Below are 19,110 nucleotides of genomic sequence, written 5' to 3'. Positions count from 1 at the left end.
CCATGGCTCCGGCGGAGGCCGCCGCCGACCCCTTGCCGTCCGGCGCGCCGGCCGCCGTGTGCCGCCACTGTGGCGCGCCGGCGCCGGCCGGGGCGGCCTTCTGCTGCCCAGGTTGCGCGGCGGCGCATGAGCTGATCCAGGGGCTGGGGCTTGATGCCTACTACGACCGGCGCTGCCTCGACCCGGCGGTGGCCCCGCTGATTCCCGACCCCGAGGAGATCGAGGCCGACCTCTCGGCCCTGGTCCGCCCCGATGGCACGGAGCCCGATGGCACCGCGCGCTGGCGCCTCGACCTGATGGTGGAGGGGATCAGCTGTGCCGCCTGCGTCTGGCTGATCGAGCGCCTGCTGGCCCGCCATCCGGCGGTGCGCCAGGGCCGGGTGAACATGACCACGCGGCGCCTCGCCGTGGTCTGGGTCGGCCGGGCCGAGGACGCCGCGGCCATCCTCGCGCCGCTGCGCCGGGTCGGCTATCGGCTGGCGCCCTACGATCCGGGGCGTCTCGGCGCCGCCACCCGGGCCCACGAGAAGACGTTGCTGAAAGCCATGGCGGTGGCCGGCTTCGCCGCCGCCAACATCATGCTGTTCTCGGTTTCGGTGTGGTTCGGGGTGGACATGGACCCGGCCACCCGCGACCTGATGCACTGGGTCTCGGCCCTCATCGCCGTGCCGGCGGTGGGCTATGCCATCCGTCCCTTCGCCGGCCCCGCCGTGGCCGGCCTGAAGGGCGGGCGGATGACCATGGACCTGCCGATCACCCTGGCCGTGCTGCTGGCCACCGCGATGAGCCTGTGGGAGCTGGCCACCCACGGCGCCCATGTCTATTTCGACAGCGCGGTCAGCCTGCTCTTCTTCCTGCTCATTGGTCGCTTCCTGGACAGTCGGGCGCGCGGCCGGGCCCGCGCCACGGCCGAACAACTGCTGACCCTCAACGCCGGCACGGTGACCGTGCTGGCCGAGGACGGCAGCCGCCGCCAACTGCTGCCCGAGCGGGTGACGCCGGGGATGACGGTGCTGCTGGCCGCCGGCCAGCGGGCCGGGGTGGACGGCCGGGTGGTCGCCGGCCGGGCCCACCTGGACGACAGCCTGATCAGCGGCGAGACGGTGCCCCGCCCGGTCGGCCCGGGCGACGCGGTGCACGCCGGCACCCTGGCCCTGGACGGCGCCCTGACCCTGTCGGTGGCGGCGGCCGGCGAGGACACCCTGCTGGCCGAGATCGTCCGCCTGATGGAAACCGCCGAGCAGGGCCGGGCCCGCTACGTGGCGCTGGCCGACCGGGTGGCCCGCCTTTATGCCCCGGTGGTCCATCTGTTGGGGCTTCTGACCTTTCTCGGCTGGTGGGGCCTGGGCGGGCTGGGCTGGCAGCCGGCCTTGTTGAACGGCATCGCGGTGCTCATCGTCACCTGTCCCTGTGCCCTGGGGCTGGCCGTGCCGGCGGTCCAGGTGATGGCCAGCGGGCGGCTGCTCAAGGGCGGGGTGCTGCTGAAGTCGGCCACCGCCCTGGAACGTCTGGCCACCGTCGACACGGTGGTGCTGGACAAGACCGGCACCCTGACCCTGGGCCGCCCGACCCTGCGCGAGGACGGAGTCGATCCCGGGGTGGTGGCGCGCGCCGCCGCCCTGGCGGCGGCCAGCCGTCATCCCCTGGCCCGCGCCCTGGCCGCCGCCCGGCCCCAGGTCGCCCCGGCCCCCGAGGTGCGCGAGGTGCCCGGGGCGGGACTGGTCGCCGGGCAGGGCGCCGGCGGTCCCGGCGGCGAGCGCCGCCTGGGCAGCCGGGCGCATGTGGGGGTGGCAGACGCCCGCCCGGCCGAGGGGCCCGAGTTGTGGTTCGCCGAGCCGGGGTGGCCGGCCGTCCGCTTCACCTTCACCGACCCCCTGCGACCCGACGCCCCGGCCGTCATCGCCGGCCTGAAGGCGCGGGGCCTGGCGGTCGAGATGCTTTCCGGCGACCGCCCGGAGACGGTCGCCCGGATCGCCGCCGAGGCCGGCATCGAGGTCTTCCAGGGCGGCCTGACCCCGGCCGGCAAGACCGCCCGGCTGGCCGAGCTGGCGGCCCGGGGGCACCGCGTGCTGATGGTCGGCGACGGCCTCAACGACGCCCCGGCGCTGGCCGCCGCCCACGTTTCCCTGTCGCCGACCAGCGCCGCCGACCTCAGCCAGACGGCCGCCGACGCGGTCTTCCAGGGGCGGCGGCTGGCCCCGGTGCTGGAGGCCCTGGCGGTGGCCCGGCGGGCCGACCGGCTGGTCCGCCAGAACATCGGCCTGTCGTTCACCTACAACGCGCTGACCGTGCCCCTGGCGGTGGCCGGGCTGGTCACCCCGCTGGTTGCCGCGCTGGCCATGAGCGCCTCGTCGGTGGTGGTCATTCTCAACGCCCTGCGCCTGGGGCGAACCCGACGGCTTGACCCCGGCCCGGGGGCGGGGTAGGCCAGACGGCGAGATGAGCACCCCCAAGGCTTTCCTGAAGGATCACAAGGCCGCCGGTCGCCGCCCCCTCAACCGGGCGGTGGGCTGGTCGCTGGCCGCCGGGGTGTTGCTGATTGCCCAGGCCTGGCTGCTGGCCGACGTGCTGGCCTCGGTGGCCCTGTTCGGGGCCAGCCTGGACGAGGTGGTGCGGCCGCTGGTCGCCCTGCCGCTGCTCATGCTGGCCCGGGCCGGCGCCCTGTGGCTGGCCGATCTCGAGGCACTGGCCGCCGCCCGACGCATCAAGGGCGGGATGCGGGCCGAACTGGGGCGGCGACTGGCCGGCCTCGGCCCGGTCCGCCTGGGCCGCCCGCCCAGTGCCGAATTCGGCCTCGGGCTGGTCGAGGGCATCGAGGCCCTGGGCCCCTACTACGCCGGCTACCTGCCGGGCATGGCCCTGGCCGCCGTGCTGCCGCTGGCGATCATCGGCGTGGTCCTGCCCATCGACTGGATCTCGGCCCTGGTGCTGGCCGTCACGGCGCCCTTGATCCCGCTGGCCATGATCCTCATCGGCAAGGGCACGGAGCGCCTCAACCAGGCCCAGTGGGCGGCCATGGCCCGCCTGGGGGCGCGCTTCCTGGAGAGTCTCCAGGGCCTGACCACCCTCAAGCTGTTCGCCGTCGGCCGGCGCGAGGCCGCGTTGGTGGCCCGGCTGTCCGACGACTACCGCAAGACCACCATGAAGGTGCTCCGGGTCGCCTTCCTGTCCTCGCTGGCGCTGGAATTCCTGGCCTCGGTGAGCATCGCCGTGGTCGCCGTGTTCATCGGCTTCCGCCTGCTGTGGGGCGAGATCGATCTGGCCCGGGGGCTGTTCGTGCTGCTGCTGGCGCCGGAGTTCTATCTGCCCCTGCGCCGCCTGGGCACCCACTATCACGCCCGCCTCGACGCGGTGGCCGCCGCCGAGCGCCTGCTACCCCTGTTCGAGGCGCCCGAACCCGAGGCCCCGCCGGCGGTCCCGGCCGGCGCGCGCGATCCCAGGGGGGCGCATGTGGTGTTCGAGGACGCCGTGGTCGATTTCGGCGACGGCCGGCGCGGCCTGGACGGGCTGAGCCTCAAGGTTCCCCCGGGCACCACCCTGGCCCTGGTCGGCCCCTCCGGCGCCGGCAAGAGCACGGCGATGAACCTTCTGCTCGGCTTTCTCGCCCCCGACGGCGGGCGGGTGCTGATCGACGGCGCCCCGGCCGGGGATCGCTCTCATCTGGCCTGGGTGCCGCAGAGCCCCTACCTGATCCGCGGCTCCTTGCGCGACAACCTGCGCCTGGGCGCGCCCCAGGCCGACGACGCGGCCCTGCTGGCCGCCCTCGAGGCGGCCTCGGCGGCGCATCTGGTGGACCTGCTGCCGGGCGGCCTCGATGCCCCGCTGGCCGAGCACGGGCGCGACCTCTCCGGCGGCGAGATGCGCCGCGTCGCCCTGGCCCGGGCCCTGGTCCGCCAACCCCGCCTGCTGCTGCTCGACGAGCCGACGGCCGGCCTCGACGCGGCCTCGGAACAGGCCATCTCGGCGGCCCTCAAGGCGCGGCGGGGGACGGCCACGGTGATCCTCATCGCTCATCGCCCGCAGACCCTGCGCCACACCCTGGCCGCCGACGACGCGGTGGCGGTGCTTGAGGCCGGGCGTCTCGCCGCCCTGACCACGGCCGCCGCCCTCGATGACCCGGCCGGTCCGCTGGCCGCCCTGTTCAGCCAGGCGGGGGCGGCATGAGCGTGCCCGCCCGCCGGCGTCTGAAGCGACTGTTCGCCCTGACCCGGGGTCGCTGGGTCTGGCTGTTGCTGGGCATCGTGCTGTCGCTGGCCACCCTGGCCGGCAGCGTCGCCCTGATGGCCACCTCCGGCTGGTTCATCACCGCCATGGCAATGGCCGGGGCGGCCGGGGCGACCAGCTTCAACTACTTCACCCCGGCGGCGATCATCCGCGCCGCGGCGATCGGGCGCACCCTGGGCCGCTACGGCGAACGTCTGGTCACCCACGAGGCGGTGCTGCGCCTGCTGGCCGGGCTGCGCGGCCGCCTGTTCGCGACCATCGAGCCGGCCGCCCCGGCCATCCTCGACGGCCTGCACGGGGCCGACGCGGCGGGGCGTCTGCAGGCCGACGTGGACCGCCTGCAAGGGGCCTATCTGACCGTGCTGGTGCCAAGCGCGGTGTTCCTGGTGGTGCTGATCGCCGCGCCGCTTGGCTTGGGCTGGCTCGATCCGGGGTTGGGTTTCCTGGCCCTGGGCGGCCTGCTGCTCGGCGGGGTGGCCCTGCCGCTGACCCTGTGGGCCGGGGACCGCAAGGGCGGCGGCCCGGCGGCCGAGGAGGCGGCCTGTCTGGACGCCCTGCGCGGCGGCGCCGTCGATCTGGTCCAGGGCCTGCCCGATCTGCTCGCCTGTCAGGCTGAAGGGGCCTGGATCGCCGCCCTGGAAGAGGAAGGGCGCAGGCTCGACGCCGCCCAGCGCCGCCGGGTCGGCCGCGAGGCCCTGGGCAGTGCCGGCGGCGGCCTGATCGCCGGCCTCTCCCTGTGGGGCGCCCTTCTGGTGGGCATTCCGCTGGTCGGCGCCGGGGCCCTGACGGCGCCCCAACTGACCCTGGTCGCCCTGCTGCTGATGGCCGTCTTCGAGGCCGCCCAGGCGATGCCGGCGGTGGCCCAGGCGCTGCCCGGGGTGGGCCGCGCCCTGGCCCGCATCGACGACCTGATGAGCGCCGCCGAGGCCCAGCCGGCGCCCGGCACGGCGCCGCCGCCGGCGGCCAGTGATCTTGCCCTCAAGGGCGTCACCTTCGCCTATCCGCGCGCCCTCAGGCCGGTGCTCAAGGACCTCTCGCTGGACCTGCCGGCGGGCGGTCGGCTGCTGGTCAAGGGGCCCTCCGGGGCCGGCAAGAGCAGCCTGATCGCCCTCATCACCGGCCTCAGGCGGCCCGACGCCGGGCGCCTCACCCTGGGCGGGGTGGACCTCGCCGAGCTCGATCCGGAGGCCCTGCGCCGCCGGCTGGCGGTGGCCGAGCAGCGGGTCTGCCTGTTCAGCGGCAGCCTGCGCGACAACCTGCTGCTGGGCCGCCCCGGCGCGCCGCCCGAGGCCCTCCGGCGGGCCCTCGCCCTGTCCGGCTTCGGGCCGGTGCTGGAGGCCCTGCCGGACGGCCTCGACACCCAGATCGGCGAGGGCGGGCGGGGCCTCTCCGGGGGCGAGGCGCGGCGCCTGGGGTTGGCCCGGGCGCTGGTCATGGAAGCCCCGCTGCTGATCCTCGACGAGCCGCTGGAGGGGCTGGCCCCGGACCAGGGGCGGGCCATCCTTTCCGGCCTCGCCGAGGCGCTTCAGGGGCGGACCCTGATCGTCATTTCCCATCTTGCGGTGCCGACCGGACTGTTCGATCGCACCCTGGATCTGAGTGGCCCGGATCTGGGCGGTGCGGTCATTGATCCGTCCATTGGCGGCGTCGGTTGAACGCGCTAAGGTGCGGCCCGGCCGGGGACTGTCGCCCGGCCCTGGGTTGGAGCAAATCCCGGGCGATACAAACCGGATCGCGACGACGGTTTGCTCAATATCTAAGGTCTTGGATGGCCGTGCGGGATTCACGCATCACGCACACCCATCCAATAGTGGTCAAGGGATGCCGCGATGTGGGCCGAGGAGTATTTCCGTCACAAGCTGTGGCTGAACGAGAAAGGCATCATCTTCGCCTTCACCGGCTACCTGTCGGAGGAGTTGCTGTTCTCCCTGGGCGACGCCCTGCGCAAGAAGATGGCGCTTGAGGAAACCGACGCCAACGTGGCCAAGCGGGTCTTCTCGGTGTTTGTCGAGCAGGCTCAGAACGTCATCCGTTATTCGGCCGACCGGGTCGAGGGGGAGACGGCGCAGTCGGCCCTGTCCGGCCAGCGGGTCGAGTTTTCCTCCGGGCTGGTCGCCGTGGCCAATTCCGAGAACGGGTTTTCGGTGGTCTGCGGCAACGTCATCGACGCCGCCCACGTGGAGCGCCTGCGCACCCGGCTGGACCAGTTGGCGGCCATGGACAAAAACGAGATTCGTTCCTACTACAAGGAAAAGCTCCGCGCCGGTCCGGACGAGGACAGCAAGGGCGCCTCGCTGGGGCTGATCGAGATCGCGCGCCGCTCGACCCGCCCGATCCGCTACGATTTCATCGAGGCGGCCCCGGGCCAGGCGTTCTATTGCCTGGAAGCCTATGTCTGAATGTGAGGTGACCGCCCCGGGACAGGGTTATCCGGCGGCGGTGTCGATGAGGAAGGACCTGTCCATGCCGGTGATCAGTCAACAGGCCACCGAACGTTCGCCCGAGGTGGAGTTCGATCCCTCGGGCGGCCGGCTGTCGCTGCGCGGTGAGTCCTATCCGGAGGATGCCGCCGGTTTTTTCGGCCCGCTGCTCGGGGCCCTGCGCGAGCACCTGGACGGCACCGACCCGGAAAACCGGATCGAGGTCGACATCGAGCTCAGCTACTTCAACTCCTCCAGCGCCAAGGCGCTGATGAACATGTTCCAGTTGCTGGAAGAGGCGGCCGCCGCCGGGCGTTCGGTGCACATCGCCTGGCGCTATCATGCCGATGATGACACCATGGCCGAGTTCGGCGAGGATTTCTCCGAGGATTTCGAGCACGCCGCCTTTACCCTGTGTCCCAGCGAGGACTAGGAGCACCGATGTCCGACAGCGCCAACAGCCCGGCCCAGGCGGTCGATTCGGCAAGGGACGACGGCGATTCGTTCAGCCTGTTCGACGCCGAGCGCGAGGTGCTGCGCGAGGCCGACGTCATGGTCGGCAAGCTGGAGGACGTGGGCCAGGGGGTGCGCCGTCTGGCCGAGGCCTACCGTCGCAGCTTCCGCGAGTTGCAGCGCATGGTCCGCCTGTCCGACCGCATGCAGCTCGAGCTGCATCAGGCCAACAAGCGTCTGGCCGAGCAGGCCGACCACCTGACCGAGCTGAACCACGCCCTGGAAAACGAGATCGCCGCCCGCACCCGGCTGACCGAGGAGCTGGAGCATCTGGTCCGCCACGATGCCCTGACCGGCGCCTTCTCGCGGGCCCACCTTTTGGAACTGGCCGAGCGCGAACGGGTGCGCGCCGCCCGCGCCGGCACGCCGCTGGCCTGCATCCTGATGGATCTCGACCACTTCAAGCAGATCAACGACACCTACGGCCATGCCAGCGGCGATGTGGTGCTGCGCCGCTTCGTCAGGCTGTGTCGCGAGTCGCTGCGCGAGGTCGATGTCTTCGGCCGGCTCGGCGGCGAGGAGTTCGCCGCCTTCCTGCCCGACACCGACGCCGCCGGGGCGCGCGAGGTGGCCGAGCGCATTCGCGAACGGCTGGCCGGCGAGACCATCGAAACACCCGATGGCCGTCCGATGAAGGCCACCGTCACCCTCGGTCTGTCCATCGACACCGGCCGGCAGACCGGCATCGAGCAGTTGCTGTCGCGCGCCGACAATCGGCTGTACGAGGCCAAGAACGCCGGCCGCAATCGGATCGCCGGGCCGGACTGAACGGCCACCCGCCGGGGGGAGGAGGGCACATGCGGGGGAGACGACGACTGGGCGGCGTGGTCCTCGGCCTTGTGCTGCTGGTCGCCGGGGCCACGGCGGGGCGGGCCGAGGCCTATACCGTCGGCGTGGAAAACCTGGACTACCTGCCGGCCTACGGGGTCAGGGACGGGGCCTACGCGGGCTATGCCCGCGATCTGCTCGACGCCTTCGCCGCCGCCGAGGGCATCGACTTCGACTACCGCCCGCTGCCGGTCCCCCGGCTCTACGCCACCTTCCTGGCCGGGCAGCTCGACTTCAAGTTTCCCGACAACGCCAACTGGGCGGCGGCCCGGCGCGAGGGGCTGAGCATCGCCTACAGCGCCCCGCTGGCGCGCTACGTGGACGCCACCCTGGTCCGCCCCGAGCGGCGCGGCCAGCCGGTGGCCACCCTGGGCACGGTCAGCGGCTTCACTCCGTGGGCCTGGATGGCGCGCATCCAGTCCGGGCAGGTGCGGGTGCTGGAGAACGCCAACTTCACCGCCCTGGTGCGTCAGGCCCTGGCCGGGCGGATCGATGCCGCCTATGCCAACGTGTCGGTGGTCAACCGTCAGCTCGATCAGGTGCTGGGCGATCCCGGCGGTCTCGTCCTCGACCCCGGCCAGCCCCACGACGCCTCGGCCTACCACCTGTCCACCCTCCACCACCCGGAGGTGGTGGGTCGCCTCGATACCTGGATGCTGGCCAACGCCGACTGGGTGGCCCAACTGAAACAGCGCCATGCCGTGGAGAAGGGGTTCGATGACCTCGACTGATCCGTCCTCCGCCGCCCCCCGGCGGCCGTCCCGCCAACGCTTCGGGCTGACCGCCCGTCAGGCCCTGGCCACCCTGCTGGTGGCGGTCGTCGTCGGCCTGCTCGGCGGGGCGGTGGAGTTGCTGCTCGACCTCAGCCGGCTGCGCGGCGAAACCCGCGACCAGATGGCGGCCACCCTGGAACTGGTCCGCCCCTCGGCCACCGAGGCCGCCTTCCAGCTCAATCCGGCGCTGGCCGAGCAGGTGGTCAGCGGCCTGATCGCCAACCCGACCATCGCCGGGGTGCGCGTTTCCGACAACTTCGGCAACGTGCTGGCGCGGCGCGACAGCCCCACCGGCACCCGTCCGGGGCCGCTGGCCCGACGCCTGTTCGGCGACCTCAGGCACCAGGAGGTCGACCTCACCTACACCGCCCCCGGAAGCACCCGGCCCGAGCCGGTGGGGCAACTCGAGGTCGATCTGGCATTGCCCCAGCTGACCGCTCGGGTGACCGACCGGGCGACCACCAGCCTGATCGCCAACCTGGGCCGCGCCCTGTTGATCAGCCTGGTTCTGGTTGCCCTGTTCCACCTGCTGGTCACGGCGCCGCTGCTGCGCCTTGCCGGGGCCATCGGGCGCATCGAGCCGGACCGCCCGGGGGCCCATCCGGTGCCCGCCCTCAAGGGCCACGGCGGCGACGAGCTGGGCCGCGTGGTGACCTCGCTGAACGACCTGCTGGGGGCCTCGCAGAAGGGCCTGGACGAACGCGACCGGGCGCGCGCCGACCTGGAGGCGCTGACCCGCGACCTGGAAGCCCGGGTCGCCGCGCGGACCGCCGATCTGGCCCGCGAGAAGGCGGAAACCGAACGCGCCTTCGAACGGCTCGACGCGGCCCACCGCGAACTCGACAAGACCAACCGCCTGATGATGGAAAGCATCGCCTACGCGCGGCGCATCCAGACCTCGTGGCTGCCCGACCCGGCCGCCCTGGGCGACGCGGTGGCCGACATCGCGGTGCGCTGGAAGCCCCTGCATCTGGTCGGCGGCGACTACTACTGGCTGGAGCGGCTGCCCGACGGGCGGGCCCTGCTGGCCGTCATCGACTGCACCGGCCACGGCGTGCCGGGGGCCTTCATGACCATGGTCGCCGCCTCGGCGCTGGATCGCATCCTGCACGAACAGGGCCTCACCCGGCCGGCCCAGGTGCTGGAGGAGATGGACCGCATGGTGCGCGCCCGGCTGCGCCAGGACCGCCCGGAAGCGGAATCCGACGACGGCCTGGAAGCCGCCGTCTGCCTGTGGGATCCGCGCGCCGGCACCCTGGTCTTCGCCGGCGTCGGCCTGCCCCTGCTGTACATGGAGGGCGGCGAGATGCTCGACATCCGCGGCGCTCGTGGCGCCTTGGGCTACCGCAGCCTGCCGGCCCCGGACCGCGTGCGCGAGCATCTGCTGAGCCCGGCCCCCGGACAGCCGGTGTTCCTGTTCACCGATGGCCTGCCCGACCAGATGGGCGACGAAAGCCGCCGCCTGCTCGGCCGGCGCCGGCTGGGCGGCATCCTGGCCCGGCTGGTCAACGACAACCCGGGCAAGCCGATGGCCGACCTTTTGGCCGGGCTGGAAGACGAACTGGCCGCCTGGCGCGGCGTCGAACCGCTGCGCGACGACCTGACGGTGATCGCCCTGGTGCCCCGGGATGACGACTCGGCCGGTTGAACCTTTCGGCAAGGCGCGCTAGCTTCAATACCGCGAAAAGGCGCCACCAAGGCGCCCTCGCCCGAGGGGGAAGAAACAGGTTTCCGCGCGGCTGTCGGGCGACGGCCGGTCTGGCCCTTTGGGTTGGTGCCCGGGGTCGCGGAACGCGAAGGGGATTCGCCACCGCCATGCTCACCCATCCCGCCAGCCGGACCGGCGTCGATCTCGACCGCCTGGCCGCCGCCTGCGCCGATCTCGACCCCCACGACGGGCCCGAGGCGCTGATCGCCTGCCTTCAGGCGTCGCTGCCCGGGCTGACCTTCCGCCTTGCCCTGACCGATCCCGACTGGTACCGCCTGGGCGGCCTGCTCGACGCCGAGGGGCGGCGTCTGGCGCGCAGCCTGGAAGACTGGGTCGAGGCCGAGTCGGGGGGCGACGTGATGACCCTGCTCGCCCGCCATGGCGGCAGCGGCCTGCTCGCCACCTCGCTGACCGGCAAGACCCGCTTTTTGATCGCCGATACCGGCGAGGGCAGCCTCGACTTCGCCCAGGTCGAGGTCGAGGAGGTGCAGGAAAAGGTCGACCGCGAGCTGCTGCCCGCCGGCTGGATGCCGGAAACCATCGAGGACGTGCTCGACCCGATGAGCTACACCCCGCTGGCCGACAACCCCTTGGCCGATAATCCCTTGGGACCGCCGCACTACATCTTCAAGGACCTGACCTTCTTCTCCGAGGTCGGCGGCGAGTTGATCTCCGACTACACCGGCGACCAGCGCTTCCGCCGCTTCCTGGAGGAGTGGGAAGGCAGCTCGGCCGGGCGCACCATCCCCCTGCGCGAGCGCTGGGTGATCACCCGCGCCCCGGCGCTGGACTGCCAGGGCACCCACCACAGGGAAGTGCGCCCCCTGTCGACCCGCCCCGAACTGGCCCGGCGGATGACCGAGTTGGCCCGCACCGCCCAGGCCGAGGGGACGGGCATCGCCCTGCCAACCAGCCTCGCCAACCAGCTTCAGGCCATCGACCGCGACGCCGGGCACCATCTGGCCTGGTACTTCCTGGCCGTCGCCACCGGGCAGGTGCCGGACCCCTTGATGGAGGCCCTCTGCCGGGCCCACGTGGCGGCCAGCCGCGACGGGGCGCCCGGCTTCCTGGCCGAGACCGACCGCGCCGTGCTCGAGCGCTGGATCGAGGAGCCCTACCATTTCTGAGCCCTCCGCCACGCCCTCGGACGAGCTGATCGAGGGCCGGGCCCGGGTCGTCGCCCTCGACCCGAGCGACCCCGCCAACGCCCGCCTGGAAGCCGAGCGCCGCCCGGCCTGTGGCGCCTGCGCCGCCCGCGCCAGTTGCGCCAGCCGCACCTTCGGCGGCTGGCTGGGGCGCCGGCCGTTGGCCTTCTCGGCTCGCCTGCCCTTCGCCGCCCGGCCGGGGCAGGAGGTGGTGGTCGGCCTGTCCAGCCGCGCCGTCCTCAAGGCCGCCGGGCTGGCCTACATGCTGCCCCTGCTGATCCTGGTGCTGAGCGCCGCGACGGCCAGCGCGCTGGGCCTGCACGACCTGTGGGTGGCCGCCATCGGCGGCCTTGGCCTGCTCGCCGGGCTGGCCCTGGCCGGGCGGCTGGCCCGCCGCCTCACCGTGCCGGCGCTCAGCGTGCTCGGCCCGGCGCCGGACGACGAGGCCTGCCCGCGATGAGCCCGCTCTCCCGGGGTCGCGCCCTGCTCGCCACGGCGCTGGTCACGCTGGTCCTGGTCGCCACCCTGCTGGTCGCCCGGGGTGCCGCCCCGCAGCGCCAGGAAGCCACCCTTTACGTCTTCGGCACCCTGGTCGAAATCACCCTGGAGGGAACCTCGAAAGCCGAGGCCGACGCGGCGGTGGGCGAGTTGGCCCAGACCTTCCAGCGGATGCACCGCGAATGGCACGCCTGGCGGCCGGAAGGCGAGTTGTTCCGCATCAACCAGGCCATCGCGCTGGGTGAACGCATCCCGGTCAGCCCCTTCGTGCGGCCGCTGATCGAACAGGCCCAGGCCTTCCAGGCGATGAGCGGCGGCCTGTTCGACCCGGCCATCGGGCGCCTGATCGGGCTGTGGGGTTTCCACGCCGACGAGTTGCCGGAAGGCCGCCTGCCCGACCCGGCCGACATCGAGTATCTGGTCAACGCCAACCCGTCGATGGACGACCTGACCCTGGACGGCGACCAACTGACCTCGACCAACCCCTTGGTGCGCCTCGACTTCGGCGGCTTCGCCAAGGGCGTCGCCCTGGACCGCGCCATCGACATCCTGCGCGCCCGCGGCGTGCCGGCGGCCATCGTCAACGCCGGCGGCGACCTCAACACCCTGGGCCAGCCGGCCGGCCGGCCGTGGTCCATGGGCATCCTCGATCCCACCCACTGGGGCGTCATCGCCAAGGTCACCCTGGAAGCCGACGAGGTGCTCTACACCTCCGGCAACTACCGCCGCTTCCGCATCGACGAAGGCATCCGGCGTGGCCACATCATCGACCCCCGCGACGGCTGGCCGGTCGATCACATCGTCTCGGCCAGCGTGCTGCACACCAACGGCGCCCTGGCCGACGCCGCCGCCACCGCCCTCTCGGTGGCCGGACCAGAGGGCTGGGTGAAGGTCGCCCACGACATGAACACCCCCATGGTCCTGCTGGTCGACGCCAACGGCGCCATCTACACCACCCCCGCCATGCTGGAACGCACCACCCTTACCGAAGACCCGCCCCACCTGACCGTGATCGACCCGATGGGGCCGTAGAGGGAGACACGGGGGCCTTGCCCCCAACCCGCCGCCATCAGATCGGGGGCCTTGCCCCCGACCCCCCAACCGGGGGACCGAAGGCGGTCCCCCGGACCCCCGCCATTTCGGGGGAGTGAAACGCCAGGGCGGAGTGGAACGCGGATGGGGGTTGGTTGCGGGCCAGCTTCGCTGGCCCGCGAAAACAAAAACCGATCCGGGTTCGTTCGTGGCTGATTGGCGTCTGGTTGGGGTTGTTTCGCAGGCCAGCGAAGCTGGCCTGCACCCAAACACCCTTTGTTTTCGACGCGGATGCCGGCGTTCCGCTCCAACGAATTGGCGGGGGTCCGGGGGACACCCGGTGTCCCCCGGTGGGGGTACGGGGGCAACGCCCCCGATTTGATGAAGGTGGGGGTTCGGGAGCAGCGGCCCCGAGAAAAAGCCCCTTTCAATCCTGTGCCTGCTGGCGCCGTGCTGTCACTTGACCGGCCTCGAACCCGGGCGCAGGCTTTTGGTCATGCGAGGCGTGGGGCTGCGAAGACTGGCTGTCCTGGTGGCGGCTGTGGTGGGGGTGGCGTCTTTGGGGCGTCCGGCCGGGGCCGACTCGGTGCCTGATCTGTTGCCGCAATCGGCTCCGGCGCGGGCGGCGATCGTGGTGTCGGCCGAGGATGGTCGGGTGTTGGGGGCGCGGGCGCCGACGGCGTTGGCCTATCCGGCCTCGCTGGCCAAGATGATGACTTTGTATCTGCTTTTCGAGGCTGTCGAGTCGGGCCGGCTTGGGCTGTCCGACCGTCTGACCGTGAGTCGTGCCGCCGCCGCCCAGCCGCCGACCAAGCTGGGTTTGAAGGCGGGGGCGAAGCTGCCGGTTAAGACGGCGATCCAGGCCATTGCCAGTCTTTCGGCCAATGACGTGGCGGTGGCGGTGGCGGATCGTCTGGCCGGCTCGGAGGCGGCCTTTGCCGAGTTGATGACGGCCACGGCGCGCGAGCTGGGGATGGCTCGGACGCGCTTCACCAACGCCACCGGCCTGCCCGATCCGGAGATGGTGACCACGGCGCGTGATCTGGCGCTGCTGGCCCGGGCCCTGGTGCGCGACCATCCGGGGCTGTACCGGCTGGTCGGCGGCAAGGGGTTTTCGCTGGGCGGGCGCTGGCGCCAGGGGCACAACGGCTTTCTTGGCCGGCTGCCGGGCAGTGACGGCATCAAGAGCGGCTTCACCTGTGCCGCCGGGTATACGCTGGCGGCCTCGGCGGTGCGCGATGGGCGGCGGCTGATCGGCGTGGTGCTGGGCAACCCGACCCGTCAAGACCGTGATCGGGGCATGGCGCGGCTGCTGGATGGCGGCTTCCGGCGGCTTGATGGCGGCGGGCCGACGCTGGCCGCCCTGGCCGACGATCCGGCGGTGCGGGTGGCCAGCCTGTCCAACGACTGGATCGCCGAGCGCTGCTTCGGCACCGACCGGGCGCCGGAGATCGAGGTGGACAGCGCCGCGTGGGCCGTGCAGGTGGGGGTGGAGTTGACCCCCGAGAAGGCCCTGAAGACGGCCCGCGCGGCCGAGCGGGCGTTGCGCAAGCGCTTGGGGCGGGGGCATCCCTTTGCCCTGGTCTGGCCGGGCCGGGCGCCGGTGCGCTATCGGGCCCTGATCACCAACCTGGAGGAGGCCGAGGCGGTGCCCACCTGCCTGGATCTGCGCGAGCGGGAGGACCACACCGCCTGTCTGGTCCTCAACCCGGCGACCCTGGCCGCCAGCCTGGAGGCAGCCGAGCGCTTCGAGCGCCTGCAGGCCGCCGCCGGGGATCAGTAGGCCCCCTTGGCCTATTCCCCGATCAGATGCGCCACCACCTGCCGGGTGTGGGGGCGGGCGCGGTGTTCGGCCACGTAGATGCCCTGCCAGGTGCCCAGCGCCAGCCGCCCGCCGAGCAGCGGGATGGACAGCGAAACGTCGCTCAGGGTGCTCTTGATGTGGGCCGGCATGTCGTCCGGGCCTTCCTCCTGGTGGGCGTAGAGGCGATGATCCTCCGGGGCCAGCCGGTCGAAGGCGGCGACCAGATCGCGCCGCACGTCGGGGTCGGCGTTCTCCTGGATGATCAGGCTGGCCGAGGTGTGGCGGATGAACAGGGTGAGCAGGCCCTCCCCGAAACCAGCCTCGCCCACCCAGCCGGCCACCCGGTCGGTGATCTCGTGCAGGCCCCGGCCCCGGGTGGCCACCTTAAACACCGTGCTGGCCTGGCGCAGTCCCGCCATCAGGCCGGCTCGCCATCGGGCAGGATCACCGCCTTGCCGACAATGCGCCGGGCGGCCAGCTCATTGAGCGCCGTCCCCGCCTCGGCCAGCGGGAAGGTGGCGGCGATGCGGGGGTGCAGCCGGCCGGCCCGGTACCAGTCGAACAACTGGCGGAAGGAGGCGGCCAGCCGCGCCGGGTCGAGCCGCCGGTAGGCGCCCCAGTAGACCCCGGTGACGGTCAGGTTCTTGACCAGCAGATAGTTGGCCGCCACCTTCGGCACCTCGCCCGAGGCGAAGCCGATGGTCAGCAGTCGCCCGTCCGGGGCCATCGAGCGCAGCGAGGCCTCGAACAGCGGCCCGCCCACCGGGTCGAACACCACGTCGGCGCCGCGCCCGCCGGTCAGGGCGCGCACCCGCTCGCGCACGTCCTCCTCGCGGGCGTCGATCACATGGTCGGCGCCGTGCTCCAGGGCCGCCGCCAGCTTGTCGGGGCCGCCGGCGGTGGCGATCACCTCGGCCCCCAGGGCCTTGCCGCACTCCACCGCGCACAGCCCCACGCCGCCCGCCGCGCCATGCACCACCAGTACCTCGCCGGCGGCCAGCCGGCCGCGGTCGGCCAGGGCCAGATGGGCCGTGCCATAGGCGATGGGAAAGCCGGCGGCGGTGACGAAGTCCATGCCCTCGGGCAGCACCTGCACGTCATCGGCCGCCGCCACCGCCTGCTCGGCATAGCCGCCCCGGTCGAGCACCGCCAGCACCCGCCGACCCGGCGTCAGCTCGGGGCGCCGGGCGGCCACCCCGGGGGCCACCTCGAGCACCGTGCCGGCGACCTCGAACCCGGGCACGAACGGCGGCTCGGCCTTTTCCTGGTACTTACCCCGGCACAGCAGGCCATCGGCGAAGTTCACTCCCGCCGCCTTGACCGCGAGGCGCACCCCCGTCTCGCCCAGTGGCGGCGGTGGCAGATCGCGCACCGCCAGAACCTCGCCCGGATCGCCCAGTGCCTGACAGACCGCCGCCCGCATTGCCGTCCTCCCCGCCTTAAACCCAGGCCAAGGCTTGATTGCCCAAAACCTCTGGTCAAGATAGGAAGATCGCCCACAGCCCGCCACACTTGCCTTCCCCGACCAGGAGTCTCCCCCCGTCCATGCGCGGTTATTTCGGCATCGGTATCGAAAGCGTCAGCAAGCAATACAACGTCGGCGCCCTGTTCCGCTCGGCCCACGCCTTCGGGGCCGCCTTCGTGTTCACCGTCTCGGCCCAGTACGAACGCGACCAGGGCCACCGCACCGATACCTCGGACGCCCTCGGCCACCTGCCCTTCTATCAGTTCCCCACCGTCGAACAGATGATCCTGCCCGACGGCTGCAAACTGGTCGGCGTGGAACTGACCGAGAAGTCGATCCCCCTGCCCAGCTTCCAACACCCCCTGCACGCCGCCTACATCATGGGACCGGAACGCGGCAGCCTGTCCGCCGACATGCACCAAGCCTGCGACTTCATCGTGCAAATCCCCAGCCGCTTCTGCCTCAACGTCGGCGCCGCCGGCCTGATCGTCATGTACGACCGCATGATCAGCCGAGGCCGCTTCGCCCCCCGCCCCCTCAAACCCGGCGGCCCCAGCGAAGACCTGCCCCCCCATACCCACGGCGCCCCCCTGATGCGTACCCCGGAACGCCAAGCCGCCCTGGAACGCCACCGCCAACCCCCACCACCCTGGGAAGCGTGACCGGCCCGGGGCAGCCAACAGCAAAGGGGCTCCGCCCCCTTGACCCCCGCTGGGGAGGCCGGGAGGCCTCCCCAGACCCCACCATGAATCAAAACCCCACCCAGGGGGGCTTGCCCCCCTGGGTGGGGTTTTAAGTCACGGCGGGGGTCCGGGGGGGCCCCTGGTCCCCCCGGCGGGGGTCAAGGGGGCAGCGCCCCCTTGCTTTCGGTCGCCCCGGGCCGGGCACGTTCCAGGGTGGTGTGGAGGTTGGGGGCGAGTTTCAGGGTGTGGTCGTCGGGGTGGATGGCCAGTCGCCAGGGTCGGTTGGTGATTCTGGCCCAGTTCAGTTGCAGGCTGTTGAGGGTTTTGAGGGTGAGGGCGCGCAGTGGGGTATCGGCTTCGAAGCCGATCACCGGGCTGGGGGTCAGGTGGCCGCAGGTGGTGTCGATCACCCCGGCCAGCACCTCGACCCGTTGGAACGGGGTTTCGTTCAGGCGGTGTCGGGGCAGGGGGCCGAGGGCCCAGGCGGGGGGCACGTAGAGGTCGGGCGGGGCGAGGTCGTGGGCGGCGAACCAGCCGTGGCAGCGGTTCATCAGCTCGATGATGCCGTCGGCGTCCAGGGCCAGGTGTTCGGCCACGTCGCGCGAGACGAGGAGGCTGTGCAGGCGGTGGTAGGGGCGTTTGATGTGGCGGGCCTTGTGGGTCCAGCCGTGGCCGGCCAGGCGGTGGCCGGCCTGTTGCCAGCCTTTCAGGGTGGCGATGTGGGGGGGCTGCCAGTCGAGGCCCGGCACCACCAAGAGGTCGACCGGGCCGAGCGGTGCCGTCAGCCCCAGCAGGTGGCCGACCCGCTCCAGGGTGTGGGGCATCACGTCGTGGATGGAGACGATCGGCCCGCCGGCCCGGGGGTTATCCGGCGGCGGGGGGGCCGACATGGTCTTCCAGCACCTTGAGCCAGCCTTCGATGGCCCAGGCGTTCATCTCGCGGGCCCCTTCGGCGCCCAGGGTGGCCTTGCGGTGGCGCAGGGTGGCATCGACGTCGAGGGCGCGGCCCAGGGCCTGGGCCACCGTTTCGCCGTCGCCGATGCGGAACAGGGCGCGGTCGAGCATCGGCCATTCGGTGATTCCACAGTGGGTCGAGACCAGCACGTTGCGTCCCCGGGCCAGGGCCTCGAGCGCGATGGTGCCCAGCGATTCCACGTGCGATGGCAGGATCAGCAGGTGGTGCCGGTCGATCAGGGCGGGCAACTCGGCGCGCGGCACCCAGCCGACCAGCGAGAGGTTGGGCAACTCGGCGGCGCGGGCTTCCAGGCTGGCCCTCAAGGGGCCGTCGCCGGCGATGGTGAAGGCGATGTGGGGATGAGCGGCGGCCGCCTCGACCACCGCCTCGACGTTCTTTTCCGGGGCCAGCCGGCCGGCGAAAAGGACCTTTTCGATGTGTTCGGGCAGGGGCGGCGGCGGGGTGTCGACGAAGGCGCGCGGGATCGGCGTGCCCATCAGGTCGACCTGGGGGGCGCCCAGGCCGCGCGCCACCTCGGCCATGGCGTGGGAGTTGGCCAGCACCATGCGGCCGCGCTTGAACAGGTAGCGGCTGACCCAGCGCATGTAGGTGCGCGGGATCAGCCCCAGGCGCGGGTTCCAGTAAAGGTGGGTGAGCTGTTCGAAATGGGTGTGGAAACCGACGATCAGCGCCGCCCCGACGCCGCTGCCCAGGCGCGCCCCGAGCAGCCCCCACGGCCCCGGGGTGGGCAGGATGACGGCGTGCGGTTTCAGCGCCCTCAGGCGTCGGCGCACGGCCATCACGTTGGGCATCCACAGGGTCTGGGTGGAGTCGCCCGGCATGGGCATGGACAGGCTGCCATAGGCGTTGTCGCCGCCCGGCGAGATGATCGCCAGCTCGGCCACGTGCTCGCCGAGGTGGGCCGCCAGATCGGCGTAGTAGGCGCCGACGCCGTTGCGCTCCAACTCGGCGTCGGAGACCACGGCGATGCGCAACTCGTGGCGGGCCGGGGTGGGCGCGGTGGGGTCCGTCCTGCCGCCGGAGGCCGTCGGCTCGGGCATG

General features: G+C 72.4%; 17 protein-coding genes. 13 read left to right on the top strand and 4 right to left on the bottom strand.

Going from position 1 to position 19,110, the window contains the following annotated elements:
* Positions 1-2 precede the first annotated feature (2 nt).
* The 12 genes from BLR95_RS04390 (at position 3) to BLR95_RS16200 (ending at position 14,924) form a co-directional block, all read left to right on the top strand.
* Positions 3-2,426, top strand: a complete 2,424-nt coding sequence (locus BLR95_RS04390; protein ID WP_092616013.1) for a heavy metal translocating P-type ATPase — start codon at positions 3-5, stop codon at positions 2,424-2,426.
* Positions 2,427-2,439: 13 nt separating this feature from the next.
* The gene (gene cydD / locus BLR95_RS04385) at positions 2,440-4,164 is read left to right on the top strand and encodes a thiol reductant ABC exporter subunit CydD (RefSeq protein WP_092616010.1); all 1,725 of its coding nucleotides are present in this window, start codon (positions 2,440-2,442) and stop codon (positions 4,162-4,164) included.
* A complete protein-coding gene (cydC, locus tag BLR95_RS04380; protein ID WP_092615988.1) occupies positions 4,161-5,879 on the top strand; it encodes a thiol reductant ABC exporter subunit CydC in 1,719 nt (572 codons plus the stop codon). Before cydD ends, cydC begins: the two co-directional genes overlap by 4 nt.
* A 174-nt stretch (positions 5,880-6,053) precedes the next feature.
* Positions 6,054-6,623: a SiaB family protein kinase gene (locus BLR95_RS04375; protein WP_092615985.1), complete on the top strand. Its 570-nt coding sequence runs from the start codon at positions 6,054-6,056 to the stop codon at positions 6,621-6,623.
* A gap of 64 nt (positions 6,624-6,687) precedes the next feature.
* Positions 6,688-7,077, top strand: coding sequence for a DUF1987 domain-containing protein (locus tag BLR95_RS04370; RefSeq protein ID WP_092615982.1), 390 nt, complete (start codon positions 6,688-6,690; stop codon positions 7,075-7,077).
* Between the two features lie 8 nt (positions 7,078-7,085).
* Complete coding sequence (locus tag BLR95_RS04365; RefSeq protein WP_092615979.1) at positions 7,086-7,925, top strand: GGDEF domain-containing protein; 840 nt, start codon at positions 7,086-7,088, stop codon at positions 7,923-7,925.
* A 29-nt stretch (positions 7,926-7,954) separates the two neighbouring features.
* Positions 7,955-8,716, top strand: coding sequence for a substrate-binding periplasmic protein (locus BLR95_RS04360; protein WP_092615976.1), 762 nt, complete (start codon positions 7,955-7,957; stop codon positions 8,714-8,716).
* Positions 8,703-10,406, top strand: a complete 1,704-nt coding sequence (locus BLR95_RS04355) for a SpoIIE family protein phosphatase (RefSeq protein WP_092615973.1) — start codon at positions 8,703-8,705, stop codon at positions 10,404-10,406. The genes BLR95_RS04360 and BLR95_RS04355 overlap by 14 nt, the downstream gene beginning before the upstream one ends.
* Positions 10,407-10,573: 167 nt before the next feature.
* Positions 10,574-11,593, top strand: a complete 1,020-nt coding sequence (locus BLR95_RS04350; RefSeq protein WP_092615970.1) for a hypothetical protein — start codon at positions 10,574-10,576, stop codon at positions 11,591-11,593.
* Positions 11,586-12,071 (top strand): SoxR reducing system RseC family protein, encoded by a 486-nt coding sequence (locus tag BLR95_RS04345; protein ID WP_092615967.1) that lies wholly within the window; start codon positions 11,586-11,588, stop codon positions 12,069-12,071. The genes BLR95_RS04350 and BLR95_RS04345 overlap by 8 nt, the downstream gene beginning before the upstream one ends.
* A complete protein-coding gene (locus BLR95_RS04340; RefSeq protein WP_092615964.1) occupies positions 12,068-13,141 on the top strand; it encodes an FAD:protein FMN transferase in 1,074 nt (357 codons plus the stop codon). The genes BLR95_RS04345 and BLR95_RS04340 overlap by 4 nt, the downstream gene beginning before the upstream one ends.
* Before the next feature lie 586 nt (positions 13,142-13,727).
* Positions 13,728-14,924, top strand: a complete 1,197-nt coding sequence (locus BLR95_RS16200; RefSeq protein ID WP_176787609.1) for a D-alanyl-D-alanine carboxypeptidase family protein — start codon at positions 13,728-13,730, stop codon at positions 14,922-14,924.
* 11 nt (positions 14,925-14,935) lie between these two features.
* Here BLR95_RS16200 and BLR95_RS04330 read toward each other — a convergent pair whose 3' ends face one another.
* A complete protein-coding gene (locus tag BLR95_RS04330) occupies positions 14,936-15,364 on the bottom strand; it encodes a secondary thiamine-phosphate synthase enzyme YjbQ (RefSeq protein WP_218119482.1) in 429 nt (142 codons plus the stop codon).
* Positions 15,364-16,368, bottom strand: coding sequence for an NADPH:quinone oxidoreductase family protein (locus BLR95_RS04325; RefSeq protein ID WP_092615958.1), 1,005 nt, complete (start codon positions 16,366-16,368; stop codon positions 15,364-15,366). The genes BLR95_RS04330 and BLR95_RS04325 overlap by 1 nt, the downstream gene beginning before the upstream one ends.
* Positions 16,369-16,490: 122 nt before the next feature.
* On the opposite strand from BLR95_RS04325, the gene BLR95_RS04320 reads away from it, so the two are divergent.
* Positions 16,491-17,072 (top strand): RNA methyltransferase, encoded by a 582-nt coding sequence (locus tag BLR95_RS04320; RefSeq protein WP_092615955.1) that lies wholly within the window; start codon positions 16,491-16,493, stop codon positions 17,070-17,072.
* Positions 17,073-17,251: 179 nt separating this feature from the next.
* On the opposite strand, the gene BLR95_RS04315 is transcribed toward BLR95_RS04320, so the two are convergent.
* Positions 17,252-17,983: a polysaccharide deacetylase family protein gene (locus BLR95_RS04315; RefSeq protein ID WP_092615953.1), complete on the bottom strand. Its 732-nt coding sequence runs from the start codon at positions 17,981-17,983 to the stop codon at positions 17,252-17,254.
* Positions 17,958-19,109, bottom strand: coding sequence for a glycosyltransferase (locus tag BLR95_RS04310; RefSeq protein ID WP_092615950.1), 1,152 nt, complete (start codon positions 19,107-19,109; stop codon positions 17,958-17,960). The genes BLR95_RS04315 and BLR95_RS04310 overlap by 26 nt, the downstream gene beginning before the upstream one ends.
* Between the last annotated feature and the right edge of the window lies 1 nt (position 19,110).

The organism is Roseospirillum parvum, assembly GCF_900100455.1.
GTDB classification, from domain to species: domain Bacteria; phylum Pseudomonadota; class Alphaproteobacteria; order Rhodospirillales; family Rhodospirillaceae; genus Roseospirillum; species Roseospirillum parvum.
Note: the sequence above shows the minus strand (reverse complement) of the source record. Positions and strands in the feature narration are given on the sequence as shown.

Bases quoted from the DNA above. Each gene is read 5' to 3' on its own strand.
- BLR95_RS04375 (WP_092615985.1), top strand. From the start codon at position 6,054: ATGTGGGCCGAGGAGTATTTCCGTCACAAGCTGTGGCTGAACGAGAAA.
- BLR95_RS04350 (WP_092615970.1), top strand. From the start codon at position 10,574: ATGCTCACCCATCCCGCCAGCCGGACCGGCGTCGATCTCGACCGCCTG.
- BLR95_RS04355 (WP_092615973.1), top strand. From the start codon at position 8,703: ATGACCTCGACTGATCCGTCCTCCGCCGCCCCCCGGCGGCCGTCCCGC.
- BLR95_RS04315 (WP_092615953.1), bottom strand. From the start codon at position 17,983: ATGTCGGCCCCCCCGCCGCCGGATAACCCCCGGGCCGGCGGGCCGATC.
- BLR95_RS04330 (WP_218119482.1), bottom strand. From the start codon at position 15,364: ATGGCGGGACTGCGCCAGGCCAGCACGGTGTTTAAGGTGGCCACCCGG.
- cydC (WP_092615988.1), top strand. From the start codon at position 4,161: ATGAGCGTGCCCGCCCGCCGGCGTCTGAAGCGACTGTTCGCCCTGACC.
- BLR95_RS04310 (WP_092615950.1), bottom strand. From the start codon at position 19,109: ATGCCCGAGCCGACGGCCTCCGGCGGCAGGACGGACCCCACCGCGCCC.
- BLR95_RS04370 (WP_092615982.1), top strand. From the start codon at position 6,688: ATGCCGGTGATCAGTCAACAGGCCACCGAACGTTCGCCCGAGGTGGAG.
- BLR95_RS04365 (WP_092615979.1), top strand. From the start codon at position 7,086: ATGTCCGACAGCGCCAACAGCCCGGCCCAGGCGGTCGATTCGGCAAGG.
- BLR95_RS04340 (WP_092615964.1), top strand. From the start codon at position 12,068: ATGAGCCCGCTCTCCCGGGGTCGCGCCCTGCTCGCCACGGCGCTGGTC.
- cydD (WP_092616010.1), top strand. From the start codon at position 2,440: ATGAGCACCCCCAAGGCTTTCCTGAAGGATCACAAGGCCGCCGGTCGC.
- BLR95_RS04360 (WP_092615976.1), top strand. From the start codon at position 7,955: ATGCGGGGGAGACGACGACTGGGCGGCGTGGTCCTCGGCCTTGTGCTG.
- BLR95_RS04320 (WP_092615955.1), top strand. From the start codon at position 16,491: ATGCGCGGTTATTTCGGCATCGGTATCGAAAGCGTCAGCAAGCAATAC.
- BLR95_RS04390 (WP_092616013.1), top strand. From the start codon at position 3: ATGGCTCCGGCGGAGGCCGCCGCCGACCCCTTGCCGTCCGGCGCGCCG.
- BLR95_RS04325 (WP_092615958.1), bottom strand. From the start codon at position 16,368: ATGCGGGCGGCGGTCTGTCAGGCACTGGGCGATCCGGGCGAGGTTCTG.